The organism is Burkholderia sp. lig30 (genome assembly GCF_000687455.2).
Taxonomy (GTDB): domain Bacteria; phylum Pseudomonadota; class Gammaproteobacteria; order Burkholderiales; family Burkholderiaceae; genus Burkholderia.
The window spans coordinates 17,860-31,429 of record NZ_JGVW01000121.1; the positions used below are offsets into that span (position 1 = coordinate 17,860).

11 protein-coding genes, 1 other RNA gene and 1 pseudogene are annotated in these 13,570 nt (G+C 62.9%); 5 read left to right on the forward strand and 8 right to left on the reverse strand.

Annotated features, from left to right (window positions below; genetic code table 11):
* Positions 1-14: 14 nt before the first annotated feature.
* Together LIG30_RS22610 and LIG30_RS22615 are read right to left on the reverse strand one after the other, a co-directional pair.
* Complete coding sequence (locus LIG30_RS22610; protein WP_038715714.1) at positions 15-1,211, reverse strand: acyl-CoA dehydrogenase family protein; 1,197 nt, start codon at positions 1,209-1,211, stop codon at positions 15-17.
* A gap of 69 nt (positions 1,212-1,280) precedes the next feature.
* Positions 1,281-2,219 carry a 3-carboxyethylcatechol 2,3-dioxygenase gene (locus LIG30_RS22615; protein WP_038715671.1) on the reverse strand — a complete coding sequence of 313 codons (939 nt, stop codon included), beginning with the start codon at positions 2,217-2,219 and terminating at the stop codon, positions 1,281-1,283.
* A 313-nt stretch (positions 2,220-2,532) separates the two neighbouring features.
* Between LIG30_RS22615 and LIG30_RS25685 the strand changes: the two are divergent.
* Positions 2,533-2,774 (forward strand): annotated as a pseudogene (locus LIG30_RS25685) (lysozyme inhibitor LprI family protein); the annotation flags it as partial.
* A gap of 35 nt (positions 2,775-2,809) precedes the next feature.
* Here the strand turns inward: LIG30_RS25685 and LIG30_RS22620 are convergent.
* The gene (locus tag LIG30_RS22620) at positions 2,810-3,526 is read right to left on the reverse strand and encodes a UPF0149 family protein (RefSeq protein ID WP_200929729.1); all 717 of its coding nucleotides are present in this window, start codon (positions 3,524-3,526) and stop codon (positions 2,810-2,812) included.
* Positions 3,527-3,732: 206 nt separating this feature from the next.
* On the opposite strand from LIG30_RS22620, the gene LIG30_RS22625 reads away from it, so the two are divergent.
* Complete coding sequence (locus LIG30_RS22625; protein WP_038715673.1) at positions 3,733-4,650, forward strand: recombination-associated protein RdgC; 918 nt, start codon at positions 3,733-3,735, stop codon at positions 4,648-4,650.
* Between the two features lie 639 nt (positions 4,651-5,289).
* Here the strand turns inward: LIG30_RS22625 and LIG30_RS26660 are convergent.
* The 5 genes from LIG30_RS26660 to ompA all read right to left on the reverse strand — a co-directional run bounded on the left by LIG30_RS26660 (position 5,290) and on the right by ompA (position 8,501).
* Positions 5,290-5,769, reverse strand: a complete 480-nt coding sequence (locus LIG30_RS26660) for a DUF6538 domain-containing protein (RefSeq protein ID WP_152986197.1) — start codon at positions 5,767-5,769, stop codon at positions 5,290-5,292.
* A 98-nt stretch (positions 5,770-5,867) separates the two neighbouring features.
* Positions 5,868-6,237, reverse strand: a transfer-messenger RNA (tmRNA) gene (gene ssrA / locus LIG30_RS25690).
* A 17-nt stretch (positions 6,238-6,254) separates the two neighbouring features.
* Positions 6,255-6,962: an HAD-IA family hydrolase gene (locus LIG30_RS22635; protein WP_038715676.1), complete on the reverse strand. Its 708-nt coding sequence runs from the start codon at positions 6,960-6,962 to the stop codon at positions 6,255-6,257.
* Between the two features lie 16 nt (positions 6,963-6,978).
* Complete coding sequence (ubiG, locus tag LIG30_RS22640; RefSeq protein ID WP_038715678.1) at positions 6,979-7,677, reverse strand: bifunctional 2-polyprenyl-6-hydroxyphenol methylase/3-demethylubiquinol 3-O-methyltransferase UbiG; 699 nt, start codon at positions 7,675-7,677, stop codon at positions 6,979-6,981.
* Between the two features lie 164 nt (positions 7,678-7,841).
* A complete protein-coding gene (gene ompA / locus LIG30_RS22645; protein ID WP_038715679.1) occupies positions 7,842-8,501 on the reverse strand; it encodes an outer membrane protein OmpA in 660 nt (219 codons plus the stop codon).
* 505 nt (positions 8,502-9,006) lie between these two features.
* On the opposite strand from ompA, the gene gyrA reads away from it, so the two are divergent.
* The 3 genes from gyrA to serC all read left to right on the forward strand — a co-directional run bounded on the left by gyrA (position 9,007) and on the right by serC (position 13,559).
* A complete protein-coding gene (gene gyrA, locus LIG30_RS22650; RefSeq protein ID WP_038715681.1) occupies positions 9,007-11,613 on the forward strand; it encodes a DNA gyrase subunit A in 2,607 nt (868 codons plus the stop codon).
* A gap of 107 nt (positions 11,614-11,720) precedes the next feature.
* Complete coding sequence (locus LIG30_RS22655; protein ID WP_038715718.1) at positions 11,721-12,317, forward strand: DUF2059 domain-containing protein; 597 nt, start codon at positions 11,721-11,723, stop codon at positions 12,315-12,317.
* A 159-nt stretch (positions 12,318-12,476) separates the two neighbouring features.
* A complete protein-coding gene (serC, locus tag LIG30_RS22660) occupies positions 12,477-13,559 on the forward strand; it encodes a 3-phosphoserine/phosphohydroxythreonine transaminase (protein ID WP_038715682.1) in 1,083 nt (360 codons plus the stop codon).
* Positions 13,560-13,570: the final 11 nt, after the last annotated feature.

A 13,570-nucleotide genomic window follows, 5' to 3' on the forward strand; every position in this document is an offset into this window, starting at 1 on the left:
GGCCGCGCCCTCGCTCACTGGACCTTGACGCCGAACGGATTGGCGGCCGGCAGCGGATTGCCGAGCAATTGACCGCCGAGCAGATCGCCGATGTTGTCCTGGTTCTGCGTGATGTGATTGGCGCCCACCAGAATGTCGCGCAACTGGCGCTGCATCGGGTTGCTCAGCCAGACGCCGCGGGTCGACGTCTTCTTGAAGATCATGTGCGCGGCCTCGAAGCATTCGCCGCCGGTGAACTGGTTGGTCGCGAAATGGCGCACGCGCAACTCGAGCGGAACCAGCTCGCCCCGTGATGCGTGGCTCCACGCTTCGTCGGTGTTCTGCAGCACGCGCGAGGTCGCGCCGAGAATCTTCGCATAGGCTTCGCCGAGCTTCGCCTTGATGAACGGATCCTGGACGGCGGCGCCAACCGCCTGATTGATGTTCTGGCGCGGCACCATGTGCTCGATGTACATGTCGACCATGCCGCGCGCCATGCCGATGATGACCGACGACACTGCCGCATAGAACACGTAGAAGAACGGCATCTTGTACAGGTTGTCGACGTGACCGTGCGTCTCCTCGCCGTAGGCCGCAATGACGTGGCTGCGGTAGGCGGGGACGAACACGTCCTTGAGCGTGAGTTTCTTGCTGCCGGTCCCGGCCAGGCCGACCACGAACCAGTCGTCGACGATGTCGAAGTCGCCGCGCTGGATCCAGAACGAGCGGAATGCCTGCTCGCCGTTGGCTTCGGTCACGCGCCCGCCGACGAAGGCCCCTCCGGCGGCATGATCGCAACCGCTGGAGGTGAGCCATTCGCCGTTCAGCAGATAGCCGCCTTCGACCGCCTTGACGGTGCCGAACGGCGCGTAGGACGAGGAGACCAGGCGGGTATCGTCCTGCCCCCACAGCTCGTCGCCGCAGCGCGAGTCGAGCAGGCCGACCTCGAACGGGTGCACGCCCAGGACCATGACGTTCCAGGCGCTGGACGGGCAGCCCCGGCCCAGTTCCATCAGCACCTTGTTCAGCACGTTCGGGTTCATTTCATAACCGCCCCAGCGCTTCGGCTGGAGAATCCTGAAGAAACCGGCGTCCTTGAACGCCTGGATAGTGTCCTTCGGCACCTGGCGCGCCTTTTCGACGGCATCGGCCTTCTCGCGCAACATCGGGATCAAGGCCCGGGCGCGGGCGACGAGTTCTTCTTCGGTCGGAATGAGGTGATCGCGGTTCATGTCGTTCAATCTCCGTGGAATGGTTGTGTGTCGCTCTGATGGATGGGCACTGCAATGTGTCGGGCAGCGTCAGGCCGGCTCGGCGCTGAGCACGCCGTAGCCGGCGATCCATGCGTTGATCGGGCGGTAGTAGTCATGGCGCGCGCGGTAGGCGCCGGTGGCCGCAAGCGCCTCGAAGGCGGCCACCCAGGTGCGGATCTCGTGCGTCGAGCGGCCGGCCTGCCGGGAAATGTCGTCGATGTCGAAATCGTCGATTTCGTCCAGACGGGCGTTGACCAGCAAATCGATGAACGCCAGATCCCATTCGGCGTTGAGGGGCGTCAAGCGGCTGCCGGCCGTGCCGTAGATCTTGCCGGCGGCAAGCGTGTTGGCCTGCCGGACGGCGCGCGCTTCCGGCGTCGGATTGCGTCCGGCGATCAGGAAGTTGGCTATCGCTTCCGGCGCGCCGTCCAGCAGCGGCACCGGCGGTTCATGCGAGAGGCCACCCGTGCCGAGGATCAGCACGCGCTTGTTCAGTCCTGCCAGGAACCGGCCCACGGCCTGGCCCAGCTTGCGAATGCGTCGATACGGGCCGAACGGCGGCGCCACCGAATTGATGATGATCGGAATGACGGGGTAGCGCGTCAGACTGCCGGTCATTTCTTCGAGCGCCTGGGTGCAGCCGTGGTCGACCTGCAGGCGGTGCGAAATGGCGATATCCAGATCGCTGTCGAGAATGAAGCGCGCCATGTCCATCGCCAGGTCCCGATCGACCGACAACGGGCCCGGCAGCGTCAGGTAATCGGCCACCGACTCCGCCGCGGTCGCGATCACGAACGGCGGCATCAGGTCATAGAACAGGCCGTTGTAATGATCCGGCGCGAAAACGACGATCAACTCGGGATCGAATGCCTCGACCTCGGCGCGGGCGCTGGCGAGAATGGCATCGACCTCCTGCTCCACGTCGCCGCCCGCATCGTTCAGGCCACGCAAAGGCGTGTGGGAAAGGCACTTAACTTTGATATTCATCAGTATTCCTTATCAAAAAATTCAGACAAACCGATCCCGTCTGTCGACACTCGTGATTGTTGCGTCAGGGGCTGGGGTTCGCGTGAATCGCGGCGTACAAGAACGCGCTGGCGTTGGCGCTAGGCCGGGTGAGATTCGATCATCGTTGTCTCCGTGTTCTGTCGTTCTGTTTTCCCGGCCATTCTAGGGAGATGTGCCGGACAGGGAAAACGAATCTGCGGTATGTGCACTCTTTGAACCGCATTGACCCAAATCAAGTTTCGCGACGGAAGGCGCGATCTCGGGACGTTCGTCACACGAAGTGCAGCGGCGCGAAAACCTGATTGGCCACGATCCCGATCTCGCCGCCTCCGATCGCGATCTTGCCGCCATCTATCAGCAGGCGAAGGAGGCCGCCGTGGACAAAACCGCGTTCAACGAGCGTGTTCGCAAGCAAGGGAATTTCCGCGAGAAGAATTGCCGGGACAACGCGTGCCCGGTGTCGTGGTCGCGTACCAGAAGCGTGTCCTGACGAAGATCGCGCAGACGGGCGACGTCACGGCGCAGGATGACTGACGTGAGCCTGCCCGACCGCGTGTCGCATCCGACGCTCAATGCAACGTCGCCGCTAACCCGCAGCACTTCTTGAACTTCTTGCCGCTGCCACAGGGGCAAGGATCGTTGCGACCGACTTTCGGTGCAGCCCGCTGGATGGTCGTGGCAAGCTGCCGCTCGTGGGCGGCTTCCCGGAAGGGGAGCCAGAAGCGATGGATGGCGGCGATGCTTGACGGGATTTGCCTTGTCAATGCCTCGCGCTGAGCGGGCCAGCGGGTGAGATCCTCTTCCTCGGGCGTAACGTCGTCGGCGCCGAGCAGATGGAGCGGGCGCAGCCATGCTTGACCCTGGAGATCATCGAAGAGTGGCTGCCAGTCCTGCCGGCACAGTGATACGCCTTGCATGAAGCCCAGCGCCCACGGCTCACCTTCGATGTATTCGTGCGGGTCGTCGGGGTAGGTGACGGTATCCCATACCGGTTCGAATGCATCGGCATCGTCCTGCAGACTCCAGATGATCCCGTTGTAGTGCCGCAAAATGAGATCGAAGACGTATTGGGCCTGATCCATCGTCTCGAAATGAGGCGTGTCCTCCTCTTCGGGTCCCCACACACCAGGCAACCAGTCGCTGGGGAGCAAGGTCGTTGGCCCGATTGCGATCGCGGTCAGATACCCGTCCAGCATGTCGAGCGTCATCGTTTCGTCCGATGTGGCATCCGACAGCAGAAACTGATCGAGCTCATCCTGCTCCTCGTCGGACAGGGAGGTCATCATTCGGCGGTCGTTGGACGACAATTTCGACATGGTTGCTGCTTCCGGAACATAACGGCGTTATTTTACCTGCCGGCGATGTCATCCCGACGGCCCCCATGACGGACATTCCGTCATCTCGTTGTCCATCGGTCATGCGGTACGAAGAACGGGCGGCGCGTTGACAGCGCCGTCAGATAGAATGGTTCGCTTTGCCCGTTCAGACTTCCATGTGGTTCAAAAATCTTCAGATTCATCGTCTTCCGGCCCCCTGGCCCGTTACCGCCGAGCAGATGGAGCAATGGTTGGCGCCGCATGCGTTTCAGCCGGGCAGCAGCGTCGAAATGCAGCGCCACGGATGGGCATCGCCACGTGACGACGGCGCGCTCGTTTATTCGACCCACCGGCAGATGCTGCTTGTGTTTCGATCTGAAAAGAAGCTTCTGCCTGCCTCGGTCGTCAATCAAGTGACGAAGGCACGCGCGCAGGAAGTCGAGGAGCAGCAAGGCTTCAAGCCGGGCCGCAAACAGCTGCGCGAACTGAAGGAACAGGTGACCGATGAACTGTTGCCGCGCGCGTTCAGCATTCGGCGCGATACTCGCGTGTGGATCGATACCGTGAACGGCTGGCTTGTGATCGATGCGGCTGCGCAGGCAGTTGCCGACGACGTGCGTTCGCTGCTCATCAAATCGATCGATCACTTGCCGCTTGCCAGCGTGCGCGTGGTGGAATCACCCGTTGCCGCGATGACTGGCTGGCTGATTTCAGGCGAAGCGCCAGCCGGCTTCACGCTCGATCAGGATACGGAGTTGCGTTCGAGCGGGGAGGGCAACGCCACGGTGCGATATGTTGGGCACGCATTGGACGCGGATGATATGCGGCGTCACATCGAGGCAGGCAAACAATGCATGCGGCTGGCGATGACCTGGAGCGACCGGGTTTCCTTCGTGCTGACACCATCGCTGATCGTCAAGCGCGTCAAGCCGCTCGACGTCATCAAGGAAGCGGCGGATCCTGCTGCGCAAAATGATGACGAGCGCTTTGAGTCGGATGTGACGCTGATGACGGGCGATTTGGGCCGAATGCTGGCCGACCTCGTCGAGGCGCTGGGCGGCGAGCAGGGCGAGTCGATACACCAGGCGGCTTGATGTTACGGCGTCGGTAGCGCTCCCGAGGGGACGGGCGTTTCTGCAACGCCCGTCCGCGTCTTGTTGCTCGGACGCCGGAGATACGCCATCCGAGCGGTACCGTGCTGCCTGCTTCCGGTGGCACTTCTGAAATTCGACGACCATCAGCGTCGTCTGCCCGGCATAGCGGGAAATGGGCGAAAAAAAACCAACCGATAACGGTTGGTTTTTGGAATTGTGGTGGAGGCGGCGGGAGGCTCACCGGCTCCACCAACAATTTAGTAGGTCATTGATTCTTCGGCATTGCCGGATCGGGCTGTGTCCGGATTGATGCCCCGGTTGGGACACTTGGACGGGGCAGTCTAGCATGGGCGGCGGACGCCGATACCGATTTGGTTCCCCGCGTCGGAATCGAACCCGCGTCCGGGTGTCTGTAGACAGCTTTGATGGAAACAGGTTGGCGTTGCGTGATATGGCTCAGCATGTTTATGATCGTTCCCCTTTATAATTGCAATCGCACGTGATTTGACATTGTTCCAATCGAGTGCTCAAAAATGAGTGGGGCATAGAGTCCTCACGCTCCTTCATGACAGCCGGTAACTAGAAAAATGAGCAAAAAGGCAACGGGGAAATGCTGTCCAAAGTGCGGGGCTGACCAATTCAAGAAGGCATCCCTGATTCACGCAGAGGGTGTTGGGGTGCGGCTGCTGCCGGAGCGGTTGCTGCTGCGGCTCGTATGGCAATGGCCAGCTCGCGCTTGTGTTGTCTCTGCTGCTGCTCGATCTCACGGCGAAGTTTGGTTTCGGCTTCGTCTTGCCTCTCAATCCGATCGAGCAACCGATGGCGCTCCTTTGCGTGCTTGAGCGTGGCCTGTAGTGCGGCGGGGTCGATGACGGGCAGAACCGGCGGCGTTTTTTCGTGTTCGGACATCGGGCGAGTATCGATGGCGCTGAAAGCGCATCTAAGGGCGTTGTGGAGGCTCTGAGCGAGCGGAACGGCTTCCCGGACGCTGGCGGTGCCCAGGCTGCGATAAAGCTCGCTGACGCCGATGTATGGCCGATATTCTCGTGGAATCGTCAGGCGGAAGTAAAGTATTCCGTGCCGGTTGCGGTGCAGATGTGCAGGGAGTTTGTATGCCATTCGCGGTTCGGTTTGGGACACCGAATCGGGACACTTGCCCAAAACCGGACGCGAAAATGACGAATACTTCTTTTCCCTCAAGGACTTGAGGGAGGGAGTGGTGGAGGCGGCGGGAATCGAACCCGCGTCCAGAAGAGGTCCACGACCAGTTCTACATGTTTAGTTCTGTCGTTTGATTTAACCGCAGCGACGCGGACGAACACGCTGCGCTACGGCGATTCGCTAGATTTTCGACCTTGGCGTCGCGACGCCGCCAAGGCTTAACTGACGTATATGACCTCTGGCGGTATTGCTACCGGTCTTGCGACACTAGCCCGTCAGTGAACTAGGCAGAGGACGGCGGCCCTTAGGCTGCCAGTGCGAACGTTTCGTCGTTTGCAGTTACGTTTTTCCCATTGATTAACGAGGTGACGGGTCCTCGACATGCCCTAGCCGCTTCGCAACCCCTGTCGAAACCAGGTCGCCCCCACGGATCAGATCAACTATTATAGCCCAACATCGCGCAACAGCTCGCGCAATTCGTCCGTCGTCACGACGAGATGCTGGGCCTGCCAGTCCGCCGGCGCGACGCCGTCTCCGCAGTAGCCGTACGCGGCCGCGACCGTCGCCATGCCCGCGGCGCTGCCCGCCTGGATGTCGCGCAGGTCGTCGCCGACGTAGACGATGCGCGACGGCGCGAGCGTCAGTTGCCCGGCCGCGTGCAGCAGCGGGGCCGGATGCGGTTTCGGATGGGGCGTCGTGTCGCCCCCGACCACGCATGCCGCGCGCGCGCCGAGGCCGAGCAGGTCGACGAGCGGCGCGGTGAGCTGCATCGCCTTGTTCGTGACGATGCCCCAGCGTACGCCGCGCGTGTCGAGTTCGTCGAGCAGCGCGCAGATGCCTGGAAAGAGGGTCGTATGAACGCACAGATCGGTCGCGTAGTTCGCGAGGAACTCGTCGCGCATCGCGTCATAGCCGGGCGCGTGCGGCGCAATGCCGAACGCGCCGCCGAGCAGGCCCCGCGCGCCGGCCGACGCGAGCGGGCGCAGCACGTCGAGCGGCGTTTCGCGCAGGCCGCGCGCACGCTGCATCTTGTTGACGGCGGCGGCGAGATCCGGCGCGGTGTCGGCGAGGGTGCCGTCGAGGTCGAACAGCACGGCGTCGCAGTCAGGCAGGCGCGGTTCGCCGGGCGCGGAGGGGAGCGATGTCGTCATACCGGATGAATCGTCGTCATGCGCCGCGGCGGCACGCGACCAGATAATTGATGTCGGTGTCGTTCGACAGCGCGAAGCGCTTGCCGATCGGGTGATATGTAATGCCCTTGATTTCGGCGACGTTCAGGTCGGTTGCGCGCACGAAGCTCGCGAGTTCCGACGGGCGGATGAAACGCGCGTAGTCGTGCGTGCCCTTCGGCAGCATCTGCGCGATGTACTCGGCGCCGATCACGGCGAACAGGTACGCCTTCAGGTTGCGGTTCAGCGTCGAGAAGAATACCCAGCCGCCCGGCTTGACGAGCGTCGCGCACGCGGCGACGATGGCGGCCGGCGACGGCACGTGCTCGAGCATTTCCATGCAGGTGACGACGTCGTACGTACCGGGCTCGCGCGCGGCGAGGTCTTCGGCCGCGATCAGCTCGTAATCGACCGTCACGCCGCTTTCGAGGCTGTGCAGGTCCGCCACGCCAAGCGCTTCGGTGGACAGGTCGATGCCCTTCACTTGCGCGCCGAGGCTCGCCATCGATTCGGACAGGATGCCGCCGCCGCAGCCTATGTCGAGCACCCGCTTGCCGGCGAGGTGCGCATGCGCGTCGATCCAGCCGAGCCGGACCGGGTTGAGGTCATGCAGCGGCTTGAATTCGGCGTTCGGGTCCCACCAGCGGTGCGCGAGGTCGCTGAATTTCTGTAGCTCGTGAGGATCGGCGTTCGTCATGACGGCAGGCTGCGAAAGAGAATGGGGCGGGTGTTCCGCCAAGGTGGAAAGTATATAAGCGCGCGAGGTGGGCTGCCAGACGCGCGGTGTCGCCCGTTGGGGCCAGGACAAAAAAAAGCCCCGCGAGGGCGGGGCTTTCGGTGCTGCAGCAATACGCGACGGTATTACTGAGCCTTTTGTTGCTGCGTGCCAACCACTTCGACTTCCACGCGGCGATCCGGTGCGAGGCACGAAATGAGTTGCTTGCGGTTCTTCTGGTTGCAGCCAGTCGTGACCGGGTTGCGCTTGCCCTTGCCTTCCGTGTACACCTTGTTCGCCGGGATGCCCTTGCTGACCAGGTAAGCCTTGACAGCTTGCGCACGGCGAAGCGACAGACGGTCGTTGTACTTGTCCGAACCGACGCGGTCGGTGTAGCCCGTTGCCACGACGACTTCGGTGTTCATGCCTTCGATCTTCGCTGCCAGATCGTCCAGCTTCTGCTTGCCCAGCGGCTTGAGCGTTGCCTTGTCAAAGTCGAACAGCGCATCGGCTTGATACGTGATCTTCTGGCTCGAGATGGCCGGTGCAACTGCCGGTGCAACCGGTGCCGGTGCCGGTGCCTGGGCGACCAGTGCGCCGTCGCACTTTGCGTTTGCCGTCGCCGGCGTCCAGAACGCATCGCGCCAGCAAAGCTCGTTCGTGCCGTTCATCCACACGTATTCGCCGGTACCATTCACCCAGTTGTCGTTCACGGCTTGTCGCGACGCCGGCACCGACTGTGCCGAAGCGGATGCAGCCATTACTGCGGTAGCTGCAATGAACGCGAGCTTTGAAAGTTTATTCATATTTCTCCTCTCGAAATTGAGATTACCGCAGGTTTACTGCGAGCCTGTTGACGATGACAAGTCATACATTGCTCGAAGTATAACATTGGTGCGGCACAAAAAAACGCGGCGCCGCTCTGTGTAGACTTCGAGCAGCGTCTAACCATCAGTGCGTTGGCATTTTGCCATATCGTTCCCTTCCTACGAAAAAAAATCCTCCCCACCCCAAGATCGCCGACCCGATTGTGGTGCATGCGCAACACCGGCCTGCCTCAACTTTTTGAGATTGTCAAGTGTGCGGGTGCGCGATCTTGCATTCCGTGCAAACGTCGCCGGCATGCGCGGGTACGTCTGACGAATCCGCGCATGCCGGGCCACGTGGGGTCGCGCCGATTTTTGCCATATATATATAGAGGGGGTGGCGAACGGGCGGGTATACGGCCCATGTTAGAATCGCGTGTTGCGTTGCGAATGCAGCGCCCACGCGAAAGGCTTTCCCGTCTTCGCTCCGAAACGATACGGATACATGGATCAATTCGCCAAAGAGACCCTGCCCACCTCCCTCGAGGAGGAAATGCGCCGTTCGTATCTCGATTACGCGATGAGCGTGATCGTCGGACGTGCCCTCCCGGATGTCCGCGATGGCCTGAAACCCGTGCACCGGCGCGTGCTGTTCGCGATGCACGAACTGAACAACGACTGGAACCGCGCGTACAAGAAATCGGCGCGTATCGTCGGCGACGTGATCGGTAAGTACCATCCGCACGGCGACACCGCGGTCTACGACACGATCGTGCGGATGGCGCAGGACTTCTCGCTGCGTTACATGCTGGTCGACGGGCAGGGCAACTTCGGCTCGATCGACGGCGACAATGCGGCCGCGATGCGCTACACCGAAATTCGCATGGCGAAGATCGGCCACGAGCTGCTCGCCGACATCGACAAGGAAACCGTCGACTTCGGGCCCAACTACGACGGCAGCGAGACCCAGCCGCTGATCCTGCCGTCGCGCATCCCGAACCTGCTGATCAACGGCTCGTCGGGCATCGCGGTCGGCATGGCGACCAACATCCCGCCGCACAACCTGAACGAAGTCGTCGATGCGTGCCAGCATCTGCTGAACAATCCGGACGCGACGATCGACGAGCTGATCGAGATCGTCCCCGCGCCGGACTTCCCGACGGCCGGCATCATCTATGGCGTCGCCGGCGTGCGCGACGGCTATCGCACCGGCCGCGGGCGGGTCGTGATGCGCGCGGCCACGCACTTCGAGGAAATCGACCGCGGCCAGCGCACCGCGATCATCGTCGACGAGCTGCCGTACCAGGTCAACAAGCGCTCGCTGCTCGAGCGCATTGCCGAGCTCGTCAACGAGAAGAAGCTCGAGGGCATCTCCGACATCCGCGACGAGTCCGACAAGAGCGGCATGCGCGTCGTGATCGAGCTGAAGCGCGGCGAAGTGCCGGAAGTGGTGCTGAACAACCTGTACAAGGCGACCCAGCTGCAGGACACGTTCGGCATGAACATGGTCGCGCTCGTCGACGGCCAGCCGAAGCTGCTGAACCTGAAGGAAATCCTGCAGTGCTTCCTCGCGCACCGCCGCGAAGTGCTGACGCGCCGGACGATCTACGAGCTGCGCAAGGCGCGCGAGCGCGGCCACGTGCTCGAAGGTCTCGCGGTCGCACTGGCGAACATCGACGAATTCATCGCGATCATCAAGGCTGCGCCGACGCCGCCGATCGCGAAGCAGGAACTGATGGCGAAGGCGTGGGATTCGTCGCTCGTGCGCGAGATGCTCACCCGCGCCGAGAGCGAGAACGCGGCGGCCGGCGGGCGCGACGCGTACCGTCCGGAAGGTCTGAGCCCCGCGTTCGGCATGCAGGGCGACGGGCTCTACAGGCTGTCCGACACGCAGGCGCAGGAAATCCTGCAGATGCGCCTGCAGCGCCTGACGGGCCTCGAGCAGGACAAGATCATCGGTGAATACCGCGACGTGATGGCGCAGATCGCCGATCTGCTCGACATTCTTGCGCGCCCGGAACGGGTCACCGCGATCATCCGCGAGGAACTGACGGCCGTGAAGGCCGAGTTCGGCGACGCACGCCGCTCGAAGATCGAGCTGAACGCGACCGAGCTGAACACCGAAGACCTGATCACGCCGCAGGACATGGTGGTCACGATGTCGCATGCGGGCTACGTGAAGTCGCAGCCGCTGTCCGAATACCGCGCGCAAAAGCGCGGCGGCCGCGGCAAGCAGGCGACGCAGATGAAGGAAGACGACTGGATCGAGACGCTGTTCATCGCGAACACGCACGATTACATGCTGTGCTTCTCGAACCGCGGCCGCGTCTACTGGGTCAAGGTCTACGAGGTGCCGCAGGGCTCGCGCAACTCGCGCGGCCGGCCGATCGTCAACATGTTCCCGCTGCAGGAAGGCGAGAAGATCAACGTCGTGCTGCCGGTCAAGGAATTCTCGGCCGACAAGTACGTGTTCATGGCGACGTCGCTCGGTACCGTCAAGAAGACGCCGCTCGAAGCGTTCAGCCGCCCGATGAAGAAGGGCATCATCGCGGTCGGCCTCGACGACGGCGATTACCTGATCGGCGCGTCGATCACCGACGGCGCGCACGACGTGATGCTGTTCTCCGATGCCGGCAAGGCGGTGCGCTTCGACGAGAACGACGTGCGGCCGATGGGCCGCGAGGCGCGCGGCGTGCGCGGCATGCAGCTCGAGGACGGCCAGCAGGTCATCGCGATGCTGGTCGCGGGCAGCGAGGAGCAGTCGGTGCTCACCGCGACCGAGAACGGCTTCGGCAAGCGCACCCCGATCATCGAGTACACGCGCCATGGCCGCGGCACGAAGGGCATGATCGCGATCCAGACGTCGGAGCGCAACGGCAAGGTGGTTGCCGCAACGCTCGTCGACACGGAAGACCAGATCATGTTGATTACGACGGCGGGCGTGCTGATCCGCACGCGAGTTTCCGAGGTCCGTGAAATGGGGCGCGCTACGCAAGGTGTTACACTCATCAGTCTCGATGAGGGCACCAAGCTTTCCGGCCTGCAGCAGATCGCGGAAGCGGATGCGGAAGGCGACGGCGAGGCCGACGAGGCGCCGGAAGACGGCGCCTGATCAGATTGTGACTCTTGAGCCGCCACGTGCGCGGCGCGCGAAGGCGACTGAGCGCGGCGCGACGCTGGCGGCGAGAAACCCGTTCATATTTCCACGAGGGAGTGATGATGCAAAAACAATTCAAGCGACTGGTCCTGCTGGCTGCAATGGTGCCGACTTTCGCGATGGCGCAAGCGCTGTCGAACTCCGCGCCGGCACCGGCGGCAGCTGCGCCGATCGACGCTGACAAGAAGGCGGCGATCAAGGATCTGCTCGACGCGATCGACGCGCCGAAGCTCGTCGCGGCAATCGGCAACAGCGCCGAAATGCAGGCGAAGCAACTGGTTCCGGCGATCCTGTCGGACGCGCTTTCGGAAAACAAGACGCTGAGCGACAAGCAAAAGCAGGCATCGGTCCCGACGCTGCAGAAGAACGCGGTGCCGAAGCTGGTCGAGAACGCAGGCAAGGTGTTCGGCACGCCGGCGTTCAGCAATGACGCGATGTCGGCGCAGTACGACGCATACGCGAAGTACTACAGCACGTCGGAAATCAAGGATCTGACGACGTTCTACAAGAGCCCGACGGGCCGCAAGTTCATCCAGGTGCAGGATCAGGTCGGCCGCGACGTGGTCAACGGCCTGATGCAGAAGTACATGCCGCAAGCGATCCAGGCGACGCGTGCCCAGGCCGACAAGGAAGTCTCGGCAGTCAAGCCGGGCAAGTAAGCCGGTCGTCCTGTCCGCCCCCGGCCGCCGGCCGGGTTTGGCGGGAGCCTGACGACAGTGCGATAATGGCCGTTTGCGCGCAAGCGCAAGCGGCCATGTCTTTTCTGGCGCGGTATTTGCCGGCGGCGAGCCGGCCGCGTCCCTCCCGAGGTTTTCACGATGCGCGTCTTTAATTTCTCCGCCGGTCCCGCGGCGATGCCGGAAGAAGTGCTGCAGCAAGCCGCCGACGAAATGCTCGACTGGCACGGCAGCGGCATGAGCGTGATGGAAATGAGCCATCGCGGCAAGGAGTTCATGTCGATCCACGAGCAGGCGCTTGCCGACCTGCGCGAGCTGCTCGACGTGCCCGCGAGCCACCGGATTCTGTTCCTGCAGGGCGGGGGCATCGCCGAGAACGCGATCGTGCCGATGAATCTGCTCGGCGCGCGCCAGACGGCCGATTTCGTCGTGACCGGCTCGTGGTCGCAGAAGTCGTTCAGCGAGGCGAAGAAATACTGCACGCCGAACCTCGCCGCGAGCGGCAAGACCGCGGACGGCTTCACGCGGGTGCCGCCGCGCGCCGAGTGGACGCTGTCGGACGATCCGGCCTACGTGCACCTGTGCACCAACGAGACGATCGACGGCGTCGAGACCTTCGAGATTCCCGATCTGGGCGACGTCCCGCTCGTCGCGGACGTGTCGTCGCACATCCTGTCGCGCCCGCTCGACGTCGCAAAGTACGGCGTGCTGTTCGGCGGCGCGCAGAAGAACATCGGCATGGCCGGCGTGACGCTCGTGATCGTTCGCGAGGACCTGCTCGACCGCGCGCTGTCGATCTGCCCGTCGGCGTTCGAGTGGAAGACCATCGCCGCGAACAACTCGCTCTACAACACGCCGCCGACCTATGCGATCTACATCGCCGGGCTCGTGTTCCAGTGGCTCAAGCGCCAGGGCGGCCTGACCGCGATCGAGGCGCGCAACATCGAAAAGGCAAAGCTGCTCTACGACACGATCGACGCGAGCGGCTTCTATCTGAACAAGGTCGACCCGGCGGCGCGTTCGCGGATGAACGTGCCCTTTTTTCTGGCCGACGAATCGCGCAACGAAGACTTCCTCGCCGGCGCAAAGGCGCGCGGGCTGCTGCAGCTGAAGGGCCACAAGTCCGTCGGCGGCATGCGGGCGTCGATCTACAACGCGGTGCCGCTCGAGGGCGTGAAGGCGCTCGTCGAGTACATGAAGGATTTCGAGCAGCACCACGCCTGACGGCGGTGGTG

Excerpts from the sequence above, each read along its gene's own strand:
- LIG30_RS22615 (WP_038715671.1), bottom strand. The coding sequence starts at position 2,219 with ATGAATATCAAAGTTAAGTGCCTTTCCCACACGCCTTTGCGTGGCCTG.
- LIG30_RS22655 (WP_038715718.1), top strand. The coding sequence starts at position 11,721 with ATGCAAAAACAATTCAAGCGACTGGTCCTGCTGGCTGCAATGGTGCCG.
- LIG30_RS22635 (WP_038715676.1), bottom strand. The coding sequence starts at position 6,962 with ATGACGACATCGCTCCCCTCCGCGCCCGGCGAACCGCGCCTGCCTGAC.
- LIG30_RS22610 (WP_038715714.1), bottom strand. The coding sequence starts at position 1,211 with ATGAACCGCGATCACCTCATTCCGACCGAAGAAGAACTCGTCGCCCGC.
- LIG30_RS22620 (WP_200929729.1), bottom strand. The coding sequence starts at position 3,526 with ATGATGACCTCCCTGTCCGACGAGGAGCAGGATGAGCTCGATCAGTTT.
- serC (WP_038715682.1), top strand. The coding sequence starts at position 12,477 with ATGCGCGTCTTTAATTTCTCCGCCGGTCCCGCGGCGATGCCGGAAGAA.
- gyrA (WP_038715681.1), top strand. The coding sequence starts at position 9,007 with ATGGATCAATTCGCCAAAGAGACCCTGCCCACCTCCCTCGAGGAGGAA.
- ubiG (WP_038715678.1), bottom strand. The coding sequence starts at position 7,677 with ATGACGAACGCCGATCCTCACGAGCTACAGAAATTCAGCGACCTCGCG.
- LIG30_RS26660 (WP_152986197.1), bottom strand. The coding sequence starts at position 5,769 with ATGGCATACAAACTCCCTGCACATCTGCACCGCAACCGGCACGGAATA.
- LIG30_RS22625 (WP_038715673.1), top strand. The coding sequence starts at position 3,733 with ATGTGGTTCAAAAATCTTCAGATTCATCGTCTTCCGGCCCCCTGGCCC.
- ompA (WP_038715679.1), bottom strand. The coding sequence starts at position 8,501 with ATGAATAAACTTTCAAAGCTCGCGTTCATTGCAGCTACCGCAGTAATG.